The following is a 15,236-nucleotide window of genomic DNA, read 5'->3' as shown; positions in this document are numbered from 1 at the left end:
TCTCGATGACACGACGGCGTCTTGCGCCAGGTCCAGCCAGACCCGGATCAGCAGGCCCAGCAGGAACGTCTCAACCGACGCCGAGCAGCGCCTCCAGCGGCCCCCGCGCGAAGTACAGCAGGAAGCCCGCGGCCACGACGTAGAGCAGCCACGAGACCTCGCGGCCACGGCCGGACAGCAGCTTGATGAGCACCCAGCTGATGAAGCCGGCGCCGATGCCGTTCGCGATCGAGTACGTCAGCGGCATGACGACGATCGTCAGGAACGCCGGCAGGGCCGAGCCGAAGTCCGACCACGAGATGTCCGCGACCTGCGCGACCATGAGCGCACCGACGACGACGAGCCCGGCGGCGGCGACTTCGAGCGGGACGACCTGGGTGAGCGGCGTGAGGAACATCGACGCCAGGAACAGCAGTCCGGTGACGACCGACGCCATGCCGGTGCGGGCACCTTCGCCGATGCCGGAGGCCGAGTCGATGAAGACGGTGTTCGACGACACCGACGCGCCGCCACCGGCGATCGCGCCGACGCCCTCGACGACGAGCGCCGACTTCAGGCGGGGGAACGTGCCGTCCGGCTTCGCGACACCGGCCGCCTTGGCCAGACCGGTCATGGTGCCCATGGCGTCGAAGAAGTTCGTGAAGACGAGGGTGAAGACGAGCATCGACGCGGCGAGCGGGCCGATGCGGGTGAAGGCGCCGAAGACGTCGGCGTGGCCGACGAGCGACAGGTCCGGCACGGCGAACAGCGCGCTCGGCAGGCCGGGGGCGTTGAGGTTCCAGCCGGTCTTCGAGTCGACCGAGGTCGGCACCTGGAAGATCGCCTGCAGGATGATCGCGATGATCGTGGTCGCGACGATGCCGATGAGCAGCGCACCCTTGACCCGGCGGGCCATGAGCGTGCCGATGATGATCAGGCCGATGAGGAACACGATGGTCGGCAGGGCGCCGACGGAGCCGTCCTCGCCGAGCTGCAGCGGCGGCGAGGCGAGCCCGGAGGACCGCACGAAGCCGGAGTCGACGAGCCCGATGAACGCGATGAACAGGCCGATGCCGACGGTGATCGCGGCCTTGAGCTGTGCGGGGACGGCGGTGAAGATCATCGTCCGGATGCCGGTCAACGCGAGGATCACGATGATCACACCGTTGATGACGACCAGGCCCATCGCCTCGGCCCAGGTGACCTGGTGCACGACGCTGACGGCGAGGAACGAGTTGATCCCGAGCCCCGCGGCGATGCCGAACGGCAGGTTCGCGATGATGCCCATCACGATGGTCATGACGCCGGCGACGAGACCGGTCGCCGCGGCCACCTGAGCGTTCTCGAGCCATCCGCCGCTGACGTCCTTGGCGGCCTGGTCGGCGCTGAACCCGCCGAGGATGAGGGGGTTCAGGATGACGATGTACGCCATCGTCACGAACGAGACGAGGCCACCGCGGACCTCGCGGGGGATCGACGATCCGCGTTGCGTGATGGAGAAGAATCGATCGAGGCCGGTCGCGAAGCGGTTCCGGGGCGTGGTGTCGGTCTGCGGGGCGCTCACCACGAGAGTTTAAAGGACGCTGGGTTTCGGGCGTGTCACACCGGTCTCACAGGTTGTGACCGCCGGGAGGCCCGTTCTACGCGGTTCGCGCACCTCGCGCTGGGCGTCTGCCCGCGTTCTCCGGCCATGGCTGGTGTTGGATGAGCGGGTGACGTCACCCATGGACCGCGCCCGTGTGCAGGCCGCCGTCCGCGAGCTGCTGCTCGCCATCGGCGAGGATCCCGACCGCCCGGAACTCACCCGCACCCCCGCCCGGGTCGCCGACTCGTACGCCGAGTTCTTCTCCGGGATCGGCACCGACGCGGTCGCCATCGCCCGGGACGGCACCGTGCACGCCGATGACGGCGAACGCGGTCGGCTCGTCATCGTGCGCGACGTGAAGTTCCGCTCCGTCTGCGAGCACCACCTGCTGCCGTTCCTCGGGGTCGCGCACCTGGCGTACGCGCCGGGTGACCGCCTCATCGGGCTCGGCACGCTGGCGCGGGTGCTCGACGCGGTGGCTTCCCGCCCGCAGCTGCAGGAGCGGCTCGGCGAACAGGTCGCCGCGACCATCGCCGAGGGGCTCGGCGCCGAGGGCGTCCTGGTGGTCCTCGACGCCCAGCACCAGTGCGTCACGACGCGTGGGGAGCGCCAGACCGGTTCGACGACCGTGACGGTGGCGGCGACCGGTTCGTTGGCCGACACCGCGGGACGGGCCGAGGCGATCGCGCTCATCGGCGCGGGGCGTGGGACCGAGGCCGGGCACGACGAGCGTGCCGGGGCGGACGCATGACGGGCCTCCTGGACGGCGCGGCCGGACCCGGCGTGGCCGGACCCGGCTGGGTCGTGCCGGACCTGCGCCACCCGGTCCGGACGTTCGGCCGCCGCACCATCGACTTCGACCACCGGATCGCCGTGATGGCGATCGTGAACCGCACCCCCGACTCGTTCCACGACCGCGGCGCCACCTTCGAGCTCGACCAGGCCGTCGCCGCCTCGGTCCGTGCCGCCGAACAGGGCGCCGACTGGGTCGACATCGGCGGCGTGAAGTTCGCCCCCGGTCCGGAACTGCCCGCCTCCGACGAGATCGACCGCGTCGTGCCCGTCGTCGAGCAGCTCGCCCAGCAGTCCGACGTCGTCATCAGCGTCGACACCTTCCGCCCGGAGGTCGCCGCAGCGGCGATCGCAGCCGGGGCGACCGTCGTCAACGACACCACCGGCCTGTCCGACCCCCGGATGGCCGCCGTGGTCGCCGACTCCGAGGCCACCGTCGTCATCACACACTCGCTCGCGGAACCCCGTCGTCCGCTGCCCGCACCCCCGCAGTACGGCGACATCGCGGGCGAGGTCGTCGCGTTCCTGCGCGAACGGGTCGACCGAGCGCTCGCCGCGGGCATCCCCGAGTCGCGGATCATCGTCGACCCGGGCCACGACCTGCACAAGAACACCGTGCACACCCTCGAGCTCACCCGTCGGCTGCCCGAGGTCGTCGCGCTCGGCTACCCGGTCCTCGCCGCGGTGTCGAACAAGGACTTCGTGGGGGAGTCGCTCGGACGCCCCCGCGGTGAACGGCTCTCCGGATCGCTCGCCGTCGCGACCGTGAGTGCGATGCTCGGTGCCCGGATCGTCCGGATGCACGACGTCGCCGAGAGCGTCGACGCGATGCGCATGGTCGAGGCCACGCTCGGATGGCGCACCCCCGTGGAATCGAGGCACAACACGTGAACGTCCTGCCCCCGTCGATCGCGGACCTGTCCGACGACGACCTGCTCGACCTCTACACCGCCGACGCCGGGGCCCCCTGGCTCCGCGTGAACTTCGTCGCGACGCTCGACGGTTCGGCCTCGGCTGCCGGGGTGTCCGGGTCGCTCGGCGGCGACGACGACCTGCGCGTCTTCGACCTGCTCCGGCGGGTGGCCGACGTCGTGCTCGTCGCCGCCGGCACCGTCCGTGACGAGGGCTACGGGCCGATGGTCCTGCACGACGCCGACGTCGCCTGGCGTCGGGCGCACGGCAAGCCGGACCACCCCGTGTTCGCGATCGTCACCGGCTCGCTGTCGCTCGACCCGGGGTCTCGGGTGTTCACCGAGGCGCCGGTGCGCCCGATCGTCCTGACGTCGGCGACGGCGGCTGCGTCGTCGAAGGCCCAGACACTCGCCGAGGTCGCCGACGTCGTGCCCTGCAGTGCGGACGACGAGCCGGACTCGGTGGACGCCGGGCGGATCCGAGGCGTGTTGGCCGACCGTGGCCTCGGGATGATCCACTGCGAGGGCGGGCCGTCGTTCCTCGGGGCGCTCATCGCCGCGGACGCCGTCGACGAGCTGACCCTGACGATCGACCCGTCGCTCGAGGGCGGGGAGGGGCCGCGCATCGCCCGTGGGTCGTCGCCGGAGCTCCGGCGGATGCGACCGGCGCACGTGCTGCTCGGCGCCGGCGGTGTGCTGCTCACCCGGTACGTCCGGGCGCGCTGACACCGGTCGCGCGCGGACCGCGGGACGGCGGGACCGCGGACCGCGGGACGGTCGGGCCCGTGGGCTAGGGTCGGGCGCGTGATCGACATCGTGGCGTCCGGGGTCCTCTTCGACATGGACGGGACCCTCGTCGACTCGACCGCGGTGGTCGAGGCGACCTGGACCCGGTTCGGCCACGCGAACGGCATCGACCCCGACGAGATCCTCGCGTTCTCGCACGGGCGGCAGGCGATCGACACCCTGCGGCGCTTCCTCCCCGATCTGCCCCTGGCCGAGCAGCAGCGGATCGCGGCCGAGCTCGTCGCCGAGGAGACCGCGAGCACCGAGGGCATCCTCGAGATCCCCGGCGCCGTCGCCTTCGTGCAGCGACTCGTCGAACTCGGCGTCCCGGTGGCCCTCGTCACGAGCGCACCGCGTGACCTCGCCGCGGGCCGGATGGCGGCCGCCGGGTTCGCCGTGCCCGAGGCCTTCGTGCCCTCGGAGGACGTCGAGCACGGCAAGCCCCACCCCGACGGCTACCTGCGCGGAGCTGCCCTGCTCGGCGTCGACCCGACCGACTGCGTGGCGTTCGAGGACGCCCCGGCCGGGCTGGAGTCCGCCATCGCCTCCGGCGCGACCACGGTCGTCGTCGGTCCGCTCGAGCACCCGGTGACGGCCGGCCTGCACCGGGTCCACGGGTACGACGGTCTGACCGTCGAGCGCGACGGCGAGGCCTTCCGCATCCGCGGCTGAGCGCGGCGCCCGGCCTGCGCGCCCGCCGGTCTGCCGTCGGTCAGGACACCCCGCCCTGTCCGCGCCGAGTGGTCAGGAACCGTCGGCTGCGCCGCCGCCAGGCGACACTTCGTGACCGCTCGGCGGACGTGAGCGGGGGGTTGCGACCGCCCGAGTGGCGGCCTGGAGGCCCGTGGCGGGCTCGCACCGTGCCTCCAGGCCGACTGTGGCGCGTCCACGGCGCCTCGGCGGCCGGTCAGGACACCCCGCCCGGCCTGCGCCGAGTGGTCAGGAACCGTCGGCTGCGCCGCCGCCAGCCGACACTTCGCGACCACCCGGCGGACGTGAGCGGGGTGTTGCGACCGCCCGACCGGACCCCCGAGCCGCCCCTGGAGGCCTGCTCAGCCGACCTCGACGACCCTCGGGTGTGCGGCCGGAACGACCGGGCCGCGGAAGGAGCGGATCATGGCAACCCTCGACGGCAAGAAGGTCCTCGTCATCACGACGAACTACGGCGTGGAGCAGGACGAGATCGTCGTCCCCACCGAGCAGCTGCGTGAGCGCGGTGCCTCGGTGACCGTGGCGGCGAAGGAGACCGGCACGATCCAGACGCTGGTCGGCGACAAGGACCCCGGGCAGACGCTCGAGCCGGACACCACCATCGCCGGTGTCGACGCGAAGGACTTCGACGCCCTCGTGATCCCCGGCGGCACGATCAACGCCGACACGCTGCGCCAGGAGTCCCGCGCGGCGACGCTCGTGCAGGCCTTCGCCGAGGCGAGCAAGCCGGTCGCGGCGATCTGCCACGGCCCGTGGACCCTCGTCGAGGCGGGTGTGCTGTCGGGCAAGACCGTCACGTCGTTCCCGTCGCTGCAGACCGACCTGCGCAACGCCGGAGCCGAGTGGGTCGACCAGGAGGTCCAGGTCGACGGCGGCTTCATCACCTCCCGCACCCCGGACGACCTGCCGGCGTTCGTCGATGCGATCGAGAGCGCCCTCACCGCCTGAGCACTGTGCCGCAGGGCGGTCGCCCCGCCCGGCGGTGGCGTCAGCCGAGCGCGACGGGGCGGGCCGTGCGGAGCACCGCGGGTCCGAGGGTGAGCACACCGTCGGACTCCGGATCGCACCGCACACCGCCCCGGCCGCGCATCGCCCGGAACGCCCCGGGGGCCACCTCGTGGTCCATCCAGGCGCAGGGGTTCGCCGCGCGGTAGCCACGGAACCGGACGGCACGACCGAGGTCGTCGCCGCCGTCACCACCGGGAAGCACGCTCTCCAACGAGAACGGCTCGCCCCGCAGCGCCTCGACGTCGGCACCGCGGAGGAACACGTTCCGCCGGGTCGCAGCGGGGTCGACGGTTGCCCCGATCGCCTCGCCGACGGCCTCGAGACCCTCCATGCCGATCACCGTGACCGAGGCGTGCACGTGCGCCCGGGCCGCGAAGTACCGGTCGCCGACGATGCCCAGCCCGGACCGGAGCTCGATCCGGTCGCGTGACTCGTCCGGATCGTCCGCGCCCACCGGCAGCGCGCCGTCGGCGGGGCGTCCCTCGTACCGGTGCCGCGGCGAGACGAGCAGCAGCGCGACCTCGACCTCGGTCCGGAACGGCAGGTCGTCGAGACCGGCCACGTCGTCTGCGGAAGTCACCCGGCCAACGCTAGCCGGGCCTCCCGGCCGTGCGCTGCTCCGTCCGATTCCCGCCAGTCGACGTCGGCGGCGCATGTCAGGCTGAGCCCATGACCACCCCGGACACCGGCGTACAGCCCGACGCGCTGCACGCCGAACGGCACCGCGCCGTCGCGTCGCGCGACGCGCGTTTCGACGGCCAGTTCGTCACCGCCGTGCACTCCACCGGCATCTACTGCCGCCCCAGCTGCCCGGCCCGCACGCCGAAGGTCTCGGGCGTCACCTTCTACCGCACGAGCGCCGCAGCGCACCTCGCCGGCTTCCGCGCCTGCAAGCGCTGCCTGCCCGAGGCGACCCCCGGCAGCCCCGAGTGGGACCTGCGCGAGGACGTCGCCGGCCGGGCGATGCGACTCGTCCTCGACGGTGTCGTCGAGCGCGACGGCGTCCCCGGGCTCGCCACGCGCGTGGGCTACTCGGAGCGGCAGCTCAACCGCATCATGACGGCCGAGCTGGGCGCCGGGCCGAAGGCGCTCAGTCGGGCGCACCGGGCGCAGACCGCGCGGACCCTGCTCACCTCGTCCGACCTGCCCGTCGCCGACGTCGCGTTCGCCGCGGGCTTCGCCAGCGTCCGGCAGTTCAACGACACCGTGCGCGAGGTCTTCGCCGTCACCCCGACGGAGCTCCGCGCACGCCGGTCCGGGCGAGGCGACGGTGCCACGGACGGCGGCGACGGCGCACTGCACGTCCACCTGCCGGCCCGGGCGCCGTTCGACGCGCAGGGCCTGCTCGACTGGCACGCGCTGCACGCCCTGCCGGGCACGGAGCAGGTGGACACCGACCCCACGGGCCGGGTCACGTCGTACGGGCGGCTGGTCGACCTGCCTGGAGGCCCGGGCTGGTTCAGCGCGTCGGCCGCCGTCCCCGACGTGGCCGGGCGGGGCACCGGGATCGACCTGCGCGTGCGGGTCACCGACCTCTCCGACCTGCCCGCGCTCGTGGCGCGGGTGCGTGCGCTGTTCGACCTCGACGCCGACCCGGTCGCCGTCGACGCCGTCCTCGGAGCCGTGCCCGAGCTCGCCGGACCCGTCGGACGGGTGCCGGGTCTCCGGCTCCCCGGCGCGGTGGACGCGCACGAGATCGTGTTCCGCACCCTGATCGGGCAGCAGGTCTCGGTGGCCGCGGCGCGCACCGCGCAGACCCGGCTCGTGGCCGCACTCGGCGCGACGGTGCCCGACGCCATCCGGCCCGGCGGGCTGCTGTTCCCGTCCGCGGTGGCGATCGTCGAACGCGGGCACGAGGTGCTGCGCGGCCCCGCCGTCCGCGTCGACACGATCCTGCGGGTGGCTGCGGCGCTCGCCGACGGGTCCCTGGTGGTGGACGGTGGGCAGTCCCTCGGTGACCTGCGCGACGGACTCCTCGCGGTGAAGGGCATCGGGCCGTGGACCGCCGACTACGTCGCGCTGCGGGTCCGGCACCACCCGGACATCTTCCTCCACAGCGACCTCGCTGTGCGGAACGGTGCACAGGAACTCGGGCTGCCCGGAACGGCGCGCGAGCTCTCCCTATGGTCGGAGCAGGTGGCCCCCTGGCGGAGCTACCTCACGATGCACTGCTGGCGACCGATCATCGACCGCGCGATGACCGCGACCGCCGGCGCCCGTGCAGCCCGTGCCCCCGAGGACCCCCGGAAGGACGACCGATGACCGACGCAACCATCCAGACCCTGGACACCCCTGACGGGGCGTTCACCGTGCTCGAAGACGCCGAGGGCAGGGTCCTCGCGTCCGGGTGGACCGACTCCGACGAGCGGATCCTCGCCCGTCTGGCCGACCGCCACCGCCCCGACCGGGTGCTCGACGGCGTGGTCGCCTCGGCCGACGCGGTCGACGCCTTCTACTCGGGCGAGGTCGAGCACGCCATGCAGGTGCCCGTGCGCCAGTTCGGCACGGAGCTCTTCACCGAGGGGTGGCGCCAGCTCCGCCGGATCCCCGCCGGCGGCACCCTGACCTACACCGGGTTCGCGGCTGCGATGGGCCGGCCCGACGCCGTGCGGGCGGCGGCGAGCGTGTGCGCCCGGAACGCCCCGGCGCTCTTCGTCCCGTGCCATCGGGTGTTGCGCTCGGACGGCACGCTCGGGGGCTTCGCGTGGGGGCTCGACGTCAAGCGGTCCCTGCTCGAACGGGAGTCGGTCGGCACCACGGCACTCGTCTGACTTGTACAAAACGCCCTAGAATGTACAGGTGAGCGAAGTGTCGATCTCCGAAGCCCGTGGCCGCCTGGCGTCGATCATCGACGACGCCCGGCACGAACCCGTCTACCTGACCCGGCGCAACAAGCGCGTCGCCGCAGTGGTCGACGCGGCCGTCCTCGACCGGTTGCTCGAGGCGGCGGAGGACCTGGACGACCTGGTCGCCTACGACGAAGCCGTCGCCGAGAGTGCCCGCATCGGTGGCGAGAACGTCAAGTGGGACGACCTCAAGCGCGAACTCGGCCTCGGGTGACGTACTCGGTCGAGGTCATCCCGGCCGCGCAACGCGTCATCCGCAAGCTCCCGCTCGACGGGCGGCGGCGGATCGAGGGGCTCCTCGCGATCCTCGCCGAGCACCCCCGGCCGCCCGCCGCACGCAAGCTCGTGAACCGGCCCGGGTGGCGGGTCCGCTCGGGGGACTACCGGCTGATCTACCGGATCGACGACGGCAAGCTCGTCGTGGTGGTCGTCGACGCCGGGCACCGGCGCGAGGTCTACCGGGACCGCTGATCGTCCGGCGCTCGAGCGGCGGGGTTCTGCCCCTGGAAGCGGGGGGAGACACGGACTCCCACGCCTGCGACACTCGGAGGACCGGTAATCCGCACGGTCCCCTCCGAGGCCCGACGCATCGCCGTCGACAGCTCGCAAAGGACCCCATGCTCCCTCCAGTCGACCGAACGGTCGTCTCCTCCGACGGCACCACCATCGCCGTCTCCGAGGCAGGGGACGGGCCGGCGGTCGTCGTCGTGGGCGGTGCCTTCGACCACCGCGGGACCCCGTACCTCGACCGCGTGGTCGCCGGGCTCGGCTCGACGCACCGCGTGGTGACCTACGACCGCCGTGGCCGTGGTGCCAGCGGTGACTCCACGTCGTGGGCGATCGAGCGCGAGGTCGACGACCTGCGTGCCGTCGTCGAGAGCATCGGCGCACCGACCACCGCCGTCGGCATCTGCGTCGGCGCCGGTGTCGTCCTGCACGGGCTCGCCACCGGACTGCCGGTCGACGGCGCCGTCCTGTGGGAACCGCCGTACCGCGCCTCCGTCGACCCGCACGCCGACGACGTCGTGTTCGCCGACCTGCTCGACGAGCACGTCGGTGCTGGCCGCCGGGCCCAGGCCGTCCGCGGGTTCCTGACCCAGGTGCTCGGGGTTCCGATGGGCCAGATCACGGCCCTGCGGCTCAAGGGATCGCTCTGGCGCTCCCTGGTCGTCGACGCCCACGTGCTCAGCCGCGAGGTCCGCGTGCTGAACGGCCTCGCCGTGCCCGAGCGGGTCGCCGCCGCGGTCGGCGTACCGGTGCTCGTCGGCGCCGGTGGCGACGGACTCGAGTGGATGCGACGTGCGGCCCGCGCCCTCGTCGACGCCGTCCCGGGCTCGGAGTACGCCGAGGTTCCCGGGCAGGGACACGTCCCCGCCCCGGCGGCCCTCGGAACCCTGATCGACCGCGTCCGGAGCCGGATCGTCTCGCCCAGCAGCTGACTGCGAGAGGATGGGCTGGTGAACGCACCCCGCCTCGGTCTCCTGCTCGACGTCGACGGGCCCATCGCCAGCCCGGTCTCCCGCACCATCGCGATCCCGAGCATCGTCGCGGACCTCGTCGCGCTCGCCGCCGAGGGCATCCCGATCGTCTTCAACACCGGCCGCAGCGACGCCTTCATCCGCTCCGAGGTCGTCGGCCCGCTACTCGCCGGTGGCCTCGCCGAGGGTGGCCGCGTCCACGCCGTCTGCGAGAAGGGTGCCGTGTGGTGCTCGATCGGTCCGCAGTACGACGGCGGCATGGGCGAACTGACGGTCGCCGAGGACCTCGCGCTGCCGCGGGACTACGCCGACGAGATGCGCGAGCTGGTCCGCGACGAGTACGCCGACCTGGTGTTCTTCGACGAGACGAAGCGCGCCATGGTGTCGATCGAGCAGCGCGTCGAGGTGCCGAACGCCACCTACCTGGCCCGCCAGCCGGACTTCGACGCGAAGGCCATGGCCGCACTCGAGCGTCGCGGGCTCGGTGTCCGCCGCCTCGACGACGTCCGACCCGACGCCGACGGCGCCGTGCAGTGGCGCATCGACCCGACGATCATCTCGACCGACGTCGAGTCCGACCGCAGCGGCAAGGACCTGGGGGCCGAGCGCTCGCTCGAGCTCCTCGGGCAGGACGGCGAGCTCCCGGTCACCTGGCGCACCGTGGGAGACTCCCGCAGCGACTACGCCATGGCGGACTGGCTGCACGCCCACGGCCACGAGGTTGCGCACGTCGACGTCCGTCCCGCCGACGGGGTGCCGGCCACGCCGTACCCGGTGCTCACCGCGCCCGACGGCGTGATCCACGACGAGGCCGGAGCCCGGTTCCTGGCGGACTGGCGCGCGGGCCGCTGACGCGAGCACAACCGCATCCCGCTGACGCGGCCGCAACCGCGCCCCGCTGACGCGAGCGCGGCCTGGGATGCACCCGTCTGCCGGCCGAGCGGTGCGTGGCGGGCCGCCGCCGCGCCTCCCGGCCGTCGCCGGACCGAGCCACCGTCCGGGCGGACGCTTTGCGTGACACAGTGGTACACCAGTACCCTTCCGAGGTCCGCCGCCAGCCGATGACGGGATCCACCCCATGGCAACGAAGCTCCGCATCAAGTCGATCGAGGCCTCCCTGGCCGACTCCGAGGAGCAGGGCAGGTCCCTGAAACGCTCCCTGAAGACGTTCGACATCGCCGCGATGGGGATCGCGGTCGCCGTCGGCGCCGGCATCTTCTCGGTCGGCGCGAACGCCGCCGCGAACTTCGCCGGGCCCGGCGTCATCATCTCCTTCCTGCTCGCCGCCGTCACGTGCGGCCTGGCGATCATGTGCTACGCCGAGTTCGCGTCGACGATCCCCGTCGCCGGCTCCGCGTACACGTTCACCTACGCCACGATGGGTGAGCTGCTCGCCTGGATCGTGGGCTGGGACCTCATCCTCGAGACCCTCACCGCCAGCGCCGTGATCGCGAAGTACTGGGGCATCTACCTCAGCGAAGCGTTCAAGGTGTTCGGCGTCGACCTGCCCAGCACGATCCAGCTCGGTCCGATCCCGTTCACCTGGGGGCCGGTGCTCATCGTCGGGATCTTCACGGTGCTCCTCGCCTTCGGCACGCGCCTGTCGTCGCGGGTGTCGGCGGTCATCACCGTCATCAAGGTCGCGATCGTCGTGTTCGTCATCGTCGCCGGTGCGTTCTTCGTCAAGGCCGCCAACTTCACCCCGTTCATCCCGCCGGCCGAGCCCGCCAAGGGTGCCGAGGGCAGCGTCTGGACCCAGTCCCTCGTGTCGTGGTTCACCGGTGCCGAGCCCGCCCAGTACGGCGTCTTCGGCCTGCTCGCCGCGGCGTCCCTGGTGTTCTTCGCCTTCATCGGCTTCGACGTCGTCGCCACGAGCGCGGAGGAGACCGAGAATCCGCAGAAGACCCTGCCGCGCGGCATCTTCATCGGCCTCGGCATCGTGACCCTGCTCTACGTCGGCGTCAGCATCGTCATCACCGGCATGGTCTCGTACCAGCGCCTGGCCGAGGAGGACACACCGTCCCTGGCGTCGGCGTTCAACATCGTCGGGCTGCCGTGGGCCGCCGGCATCATCGCCATCGGCTCCCTGATCGGTCTGACCACCGTCGTCATGGTGCTGCTGCTCGGCCTGTCCCGCATCGTCTTCTCGATGAGCCGCGACGGCCTGCTGCCCCGCTGGTTCTCGAAGACCAACCCGAAGACGCAGACCCCGGTGCGCGTGCAGGTCGTCGCCGGTGTCGTCGTGGCGCTGCTGGCAGGGTTCACGGCGGTCGACAAGCTCGAGGGCATGATCAACATCGGCACGCTGTCCGCGTTCGTCCTGGTGTCGATCGGCATCGTCGTGCTGCGTCGTTCGCGCCCCGACGCCCCGCGGGCCTTCCGGGTGCCGTGGTCGCCCGTGCTGCCGATCATCTCGGCGGTGCTGTGCTTCTGGCTGATGCTGAACCTCGAGGTCGAGACCTGGCTCCGGTTCATCATCTGGCTGGTCATCGGCTTCGTCATCTACTTCGGCTACAGCCGTCGCCACAGCCGCGTCGGCCAGCGCATGCAGTAGGGCGGTTCCGCCTCACCGGAACCAGGTTCCGGACACAGCACCGCGCGGTCGCGTGGTGCTGTGTCCGTTTCGCGGTGCGCCACGCGCGCCGCCGCCGCTACGCGCCGACGAGCAGCAGCACGCCGAACGCGAGCATCACGACGGCGACCAGGCCGTCGAACACCCGCCAGGTCAGCGGCTTCTCGAACAGCGGCCGCAGCAGGCGTCCGCCGAACCCGAGGGCCCCGAACCACAGGCAGCTCGCTGCGACGGCACCGATCGTCCAGAGCCACCGGTCGTCCGCGCCCTGCTGGTTGGCCACCGACCCGAGGAACACCAGCGTGTCCAGGTAGACGTGCGGGTTCGCCCACGTGAAGACGAGCATGGTCAGCACGGCCGTCCGCATGGTCACCACCTGGCCGGGAGGCGCGGTGCGCGTCCGCCCCGCCGCCACCGTCGTGCCGGTGGTCGCGTCCACCCCCGCGCCCGCGTCCGTGCTGGCGCCCACCACACCGTCGTCGGCTGCCTCGTCGGCGACCCGCATCGCGTCCCCTGAGGGCCGCAGCGCACGCCGCGCCGCCAGCACCCCGTACGTGAGCAGGAACGCGGCACCGACGAACCGGATCACCAGGAGCGCCACGGGGAACCGCTCGACCACGGCGCCGACCCCGAGCACCCCGGCGACGATGAGCAGCGCATCCGAGACCGCGCACACCACGACCGCCGCGGCCACCACCCGGAGTCCTGCGCTGACCGCGAGCCGGAGCAGGTACGTGTTCTGCACACCGATCGCGACGATCAGTGCGAGGCCGGTGCCGAGGCCGGAGAGCAGGGGCAGGAGCGAGGTCACGATCTGACGCTAGGGCCGGGTGCCGGTGTAGTACAGCTCACGTTCCTGCACCCCCGTAAGCTCAGCTGCATGACCCGGTTCCAGCGCGAGCACCTCGAGACGCTGCTCGCCGCCGTCGACCACGGCACGCTCGACGCGGCGGCCCGTGCGCTGGCGATCACCCCGTCGGCGGTCTCGCAGCGGATCAAGTCGATGGAGCAGCAGGTCGGCCGGGTCCTGCTCCAGCGCACCACCCCGGTGCGCCCGACCGCGGACGGCGCAGTCGTGCTCCGGCACGCACGGCAGGTCCGGCTGCTCGACGAGGAGACCTCCCGAGCCCTCGGCGGTGGATCGTCGGTGGTGCCGTCGATCCCGCTGGCCGTGAACGCCGACTCGCTCGGCACCTGGTTCCTCGACGCCCTCGCCCTCGTGCGGGCCGACACCGAGGTGGTCTTCGACCTGCACCGCGAGGACCAGGACCGCACCGCCGAGCTGCTCCGCGCCGGCACGGTGATGGGTGCCGTGACGGCCGAGGCGGATCCGGTGCAGGGCTGCTCGTCGGTGCCACTCGGCATCGACCGGTACCGGGCCGTGGCGTCCCCGGCGTTCGTCGCCCGCTACCTCGGCGACACCGGCACCGAGCGGCGGATGCTCCGGCGGCTCGACGAGGTCCCGCTCGTCGACTACGACCGCGACGACGACCTGCAGCAGGGGTACCTGCGACAGGTCCTCGGCCACGCTCCCGGCGGCCCGCGTCACTTCGTCCCGACCTCCGCCGACTTCGCCCGCGCGGTCACGCTCGGGTTCGGGTGGGGGCTGCTGCCCGAGGCACAGTGCCTCGAGGCGATCGACAGCGGCGTCCTGGTCGAGCTGGCCCCGGGTCGGCACGCCGACGTAGCGCTGTGGTGGCAGCGCTGGAACCTGGCGTCACCCCTGCTCGAACGGGTCACCGACGCCGTCCGTGCGACCGCGTCGTCGCGACTGCACCCCGCGCGTCAGGTCTGACAGCGCGGACACCAGTATGTGTCGCGCAGGGTGAGTTCCGAGTCGCCGAGTTCGCCGTGCCGGATCGGTGTCCCGCACCGCAGACACGGCTTGCCGGCACGGCCGTAGACCCAGAACCGTCGCCCGGGGCGGTCGACGCCGGTCGTGACGCGGGCGCTGCGGTCGCGGTTCGCCAGGATCAGTCGGCTCGCGAGCGTGATCGTCCGCGCCGGGTCCGGCACCTGGCCGACCGGACGCGTGGGCAGCACGCCACGCAGGAAGCAGAGTTCGTTCCGGTACACGTTGCCGAGTCCGGCGAGCACCCGCTGGTCGAGCAGCGCCAGCCCGACCGGGCGTTCGGGGTCCTTGGTCAGGTTGGCGAGCGCCAGGTCGGCGTCCCAGTCTGGGCCGAGCAGGTCCGGCCCCAGGTGTCCGACGACCTCGGACTCCTGGTCGCGCGGCACGACCTCGAGCACTCCGAGGGCGAAGCCGACGGTGGAGACCCCCTCGGCGTCCAGGATCGCCCGGGCCTGGTGCGCGGGGCGTCGCCAGCGGTCACCGGGCGCGTAGACGTCCCACCGGCCCTCCATCTTCAGGTGCGAGTGCACGGTCAGGTCGCCGATGCGGTGCAGCAGGTGCTTGCCGCGGGGGACGACCTCGTCGACGGTGCGGCCGACCAGGTCGAGCGTCGCGAACGCGGGGACCCGGAAGTCGCTCTTCGTCAGGACCTTGCCCGCCAGCGCGGTGTGCAGGCGGCGGGCAGCCCGGTAGACGGTGTCGCCTTCAGGCACGGG

17 protein-coding genes are annotated in these 15,236 nt (G+C 72.6%); 13 read left to right on the top strand and 4 right to left on the bottom strand.

Annotation, left to right across the window (positions count from 1 at the left end; all coding sequences use genetic code 11):
- Window positions 1-70: 70 nt before the first annotated feature.
- Entirely contained in the window at window positions 71-1,546 is a 1,476-nt protein-coding gene (locus DEJ08_RS17305) for an NCS2 family permease (protein WP_111053692.1), read from the bottom strand.
- 157 nt (window positions 1,547-1,703) lie between these two features.
- On the opposite strand from DEJ08_RS17305, the gene folE reads away from it, so the two are divergent.
- From folE to DEJ08_RS17280, 5 genes are all read left to right on the top strand, one after another.
- Entirely contained in the window at window positions 1,704-2,315 is a 612-nt protein-coding gene (gene folE / locus DEJ08_RS17300) for a GTP cyclohydrolase I (protein WP_111053693.1), read from the top strand.
- Window positions 2,312-3,247, top strand: a complete 936-nt coding sequence (folP, locus tag DEJ08_RS17295; protein ID WP_111053694.1) for a dihydropteroate synthase — start codon at window positions 2,312-2,314, stop codon at window positions 3,245-3,247. Before folE ends, folP begins: the two co-directional genes overlap by 4 nt.
- Window positions 3,244-3,993, top strand: coding sequence for a pyrimidine reductase family protein (locus DEJ08_RS17290; RefSeq protein ID WP_258366976.1), 750 nt, complete (start codon window positions 3,244-3,246; stop codon window positions 3,991-3,993). Before folP ends, DEJ08_RS17290 begins: the two co-directional genes overlap by 4 nt.
- A 78-nt stretch (window positions 3,994-4,071) precedes the next feature.
- On the top strand, window positions 4,072-4,725 hold the full coding sequence (locus DEJ08_RS17285) for an HAD-IA family hydrolase (protein ID WP_111053696.1): 654 nt from the start codon (window positions 4,072-4,074) through the stop codon (window positions 4,723-4,725).
- 444 nt (window positions 4,726-5,169) lie between these two features.
- Window positions 5,170-5,712 carry a type 1 glutamine amidotransferase domain-containing protein gene (locus DEJ08_RS17280; protein ID WP_027466778.1) on the top strand — a complete coding sequence of 181 codons (543 nt, stop codon included), beginning with the start codon at window positions 5,170-5,172 and terminating at the stop codon, window positions 5,710-5,712.
- 40 nt (window positions 5,713-5,752) lie between these two features.
- On the opposite strand, the gene DEJ08_RS17275 is transcribed toward DEJ08_RS17280, so the two are convergent.
- Complete coding sequence (locus tag DEJ08_RS17275; protein ID WP_258366977.1) at window positions 5,753-6,352, bottom strand: molybdenum cofactor biosysynthesis protein; 600 nt, start codon at window positions 6,350-6,352, stop codon at window positions 5,753-5,755.
- A gap of 89 nt (window positions 6,353-6,441) precedes the next feature.
- On the opposite strand from DEJ08_RS17275, the gene DEJ08_RS17270 reads away from it, so the two are divergent.
- From DEJ08_RS17270 to DEJ08_RS17240, 7 genes are all read left to right on the top strand, one after another.
- Window positions 6,442-8,034: an AlkA N-terminal domain-containing protein gene (locus DEJ08_RS17270; protein WP_111053698.1), complete on the top strand. Its 1,593-nt coding sequence runs from the start codon at window positions 6,442-6,444 to the stop codon at window positions 8,032-8,034.
- Window positions 8,031-8,543 (top strand): methylated-DNA--[protein]-cysteine S-methyltransferase, encoded by a 513-nt coding sequence (locus DEJ08_RS17265; protein WP_111053699.1) that lies wholly within the window; start codon window positions 8,031-8,033, stop codon window positions 8,541-8,543. Before DEJ08_RS17270 ends, DEJ08_RS17265 begins: the two co-directional genes overlap by 4 nt.
- Window positions 8,544-8,571: 28 nt before the next feature.
- Entirely contained in the window at window positions 8,572-8,832 is a 261-nt protein-coding gene (locus DEJ08_RS17260; protein ID WP_027466775.1) for a type II toxin-antitoxin system Phd/YefM family antitoxin, read from the top strand.
- A complete protein-coding gene (locus DEJ08_RS17255; protein ID WP_017885834.1) occupies window positions 8,829-9,089 on the top strand; it encodes a type II toxin-antitoxin system RelE family toxin in 261 nt (86 codons plus the stop codon). Before DEJ08_RS17260 ends, DEJ08_RS17255 begins: the two co-directional genes overlap by 4 nt.
- Before the next feature lie 146 nt (window positions 9,090-9,235).
- Window positions 9,236-10,057, top strand: a complete 822-nt coding sequence (locus DEJ08_RS17250) for an alpha/beta fold hydrolase (RefSeq protein ID WP_111053700.1) — start codon at window positions 9,236-9,238, stop codon at window positions 10,055-10,057.
- A gap of 18 nt (window positions 10,058-10,075) precedes the next feature.
- Complete coding sequence (locus tag DEJ08_RS17245; protein WP_111092200.1) at window positions 10,076-10,948, top strand: HAD family hydrolase; 873 nt, start codon at window positions 10,076-10,078, stop codon at window positions 10,946-10,948.
- A 226-nt stretch (window positions 10,949-11,174) separates the two neighbouring features.
- The gene (locus DEJ08_RS17240) at window positions 11,175-12,650 is read left to right on the top strand and encodes an APC family permease (RefSeq protein ID WP_111053702.1); all 1,476 of its coding nucleotides are present in this window, start codon (window positions 11,175-11,177) and stop codon (window positions 12,648-12,650) included.
- A gap of 97 nt (window positions 12,651-12,747) precedes the next feature.
- Here the strand turns inward: DEJ08_RS17240 and DEJ08_RS17235 are convergent, their stop codons facing one another.
- Entirely contained in the window at window positions 12,748-13,479 is a 732-nt protein-coding gene (locus tag DEJ08_RS17235; RefSeq protein ID WP_220035427.1) for a LysE/ArgO family amino acid transporter, read from the bottom strand.
- A 69-nt stretch (window positions 13,480-13,548) separates the two neighbouring features.
- On the opposite strand from DEJ08_RS17235, the gene DEJ08_RS17230 reads away from it, so the two are divergent.
- Window positions 13,549-14,463, top strand: coding sequence for a LysR family transcriptional regulator ArgP (locus tag DEJ08_RS17230; protein ID WP_111053704.1), 915 nt, complete (start codon window positions 13,549-13,551; stop codon window positions 14,461-14,463).
- Here DEJ08_RS17230 and DEJ08_RS17225 read toward each other — a convergent pair.
- Entirely contained in the window at window positions 14,454-15,233 is a 780-nt protein-coding gene (locus DEJ08_RS17225; RefSeq protein ID WP_111053705.1) for an Fpg/Nei family DNA glycosylase, read from the bottom strand. The genes DEJ08_RS17230 and DEJ08_RS17225 overlap by 10 nt on opposite strands.
- Window positions 15,234-15,236: the final 3 nt, after the last annotated feature.

Origin of the sequence: Curtobacterium sp. MCLR17_054, from assembly GCF_003234335.2 — a bacterium.
Lineage (GTDB): Bacteria > Actinomycetota > Actinomycetes > Actinomycetales > Microbacteriaceae > Curtobacterium > Curtobacterium flaccumfaciens.
The sequence above is the reverse complement of the archived record's forward strand: the minus strand, read 5'-3'. Positions and strand labels throughout refer to the sequence as shown.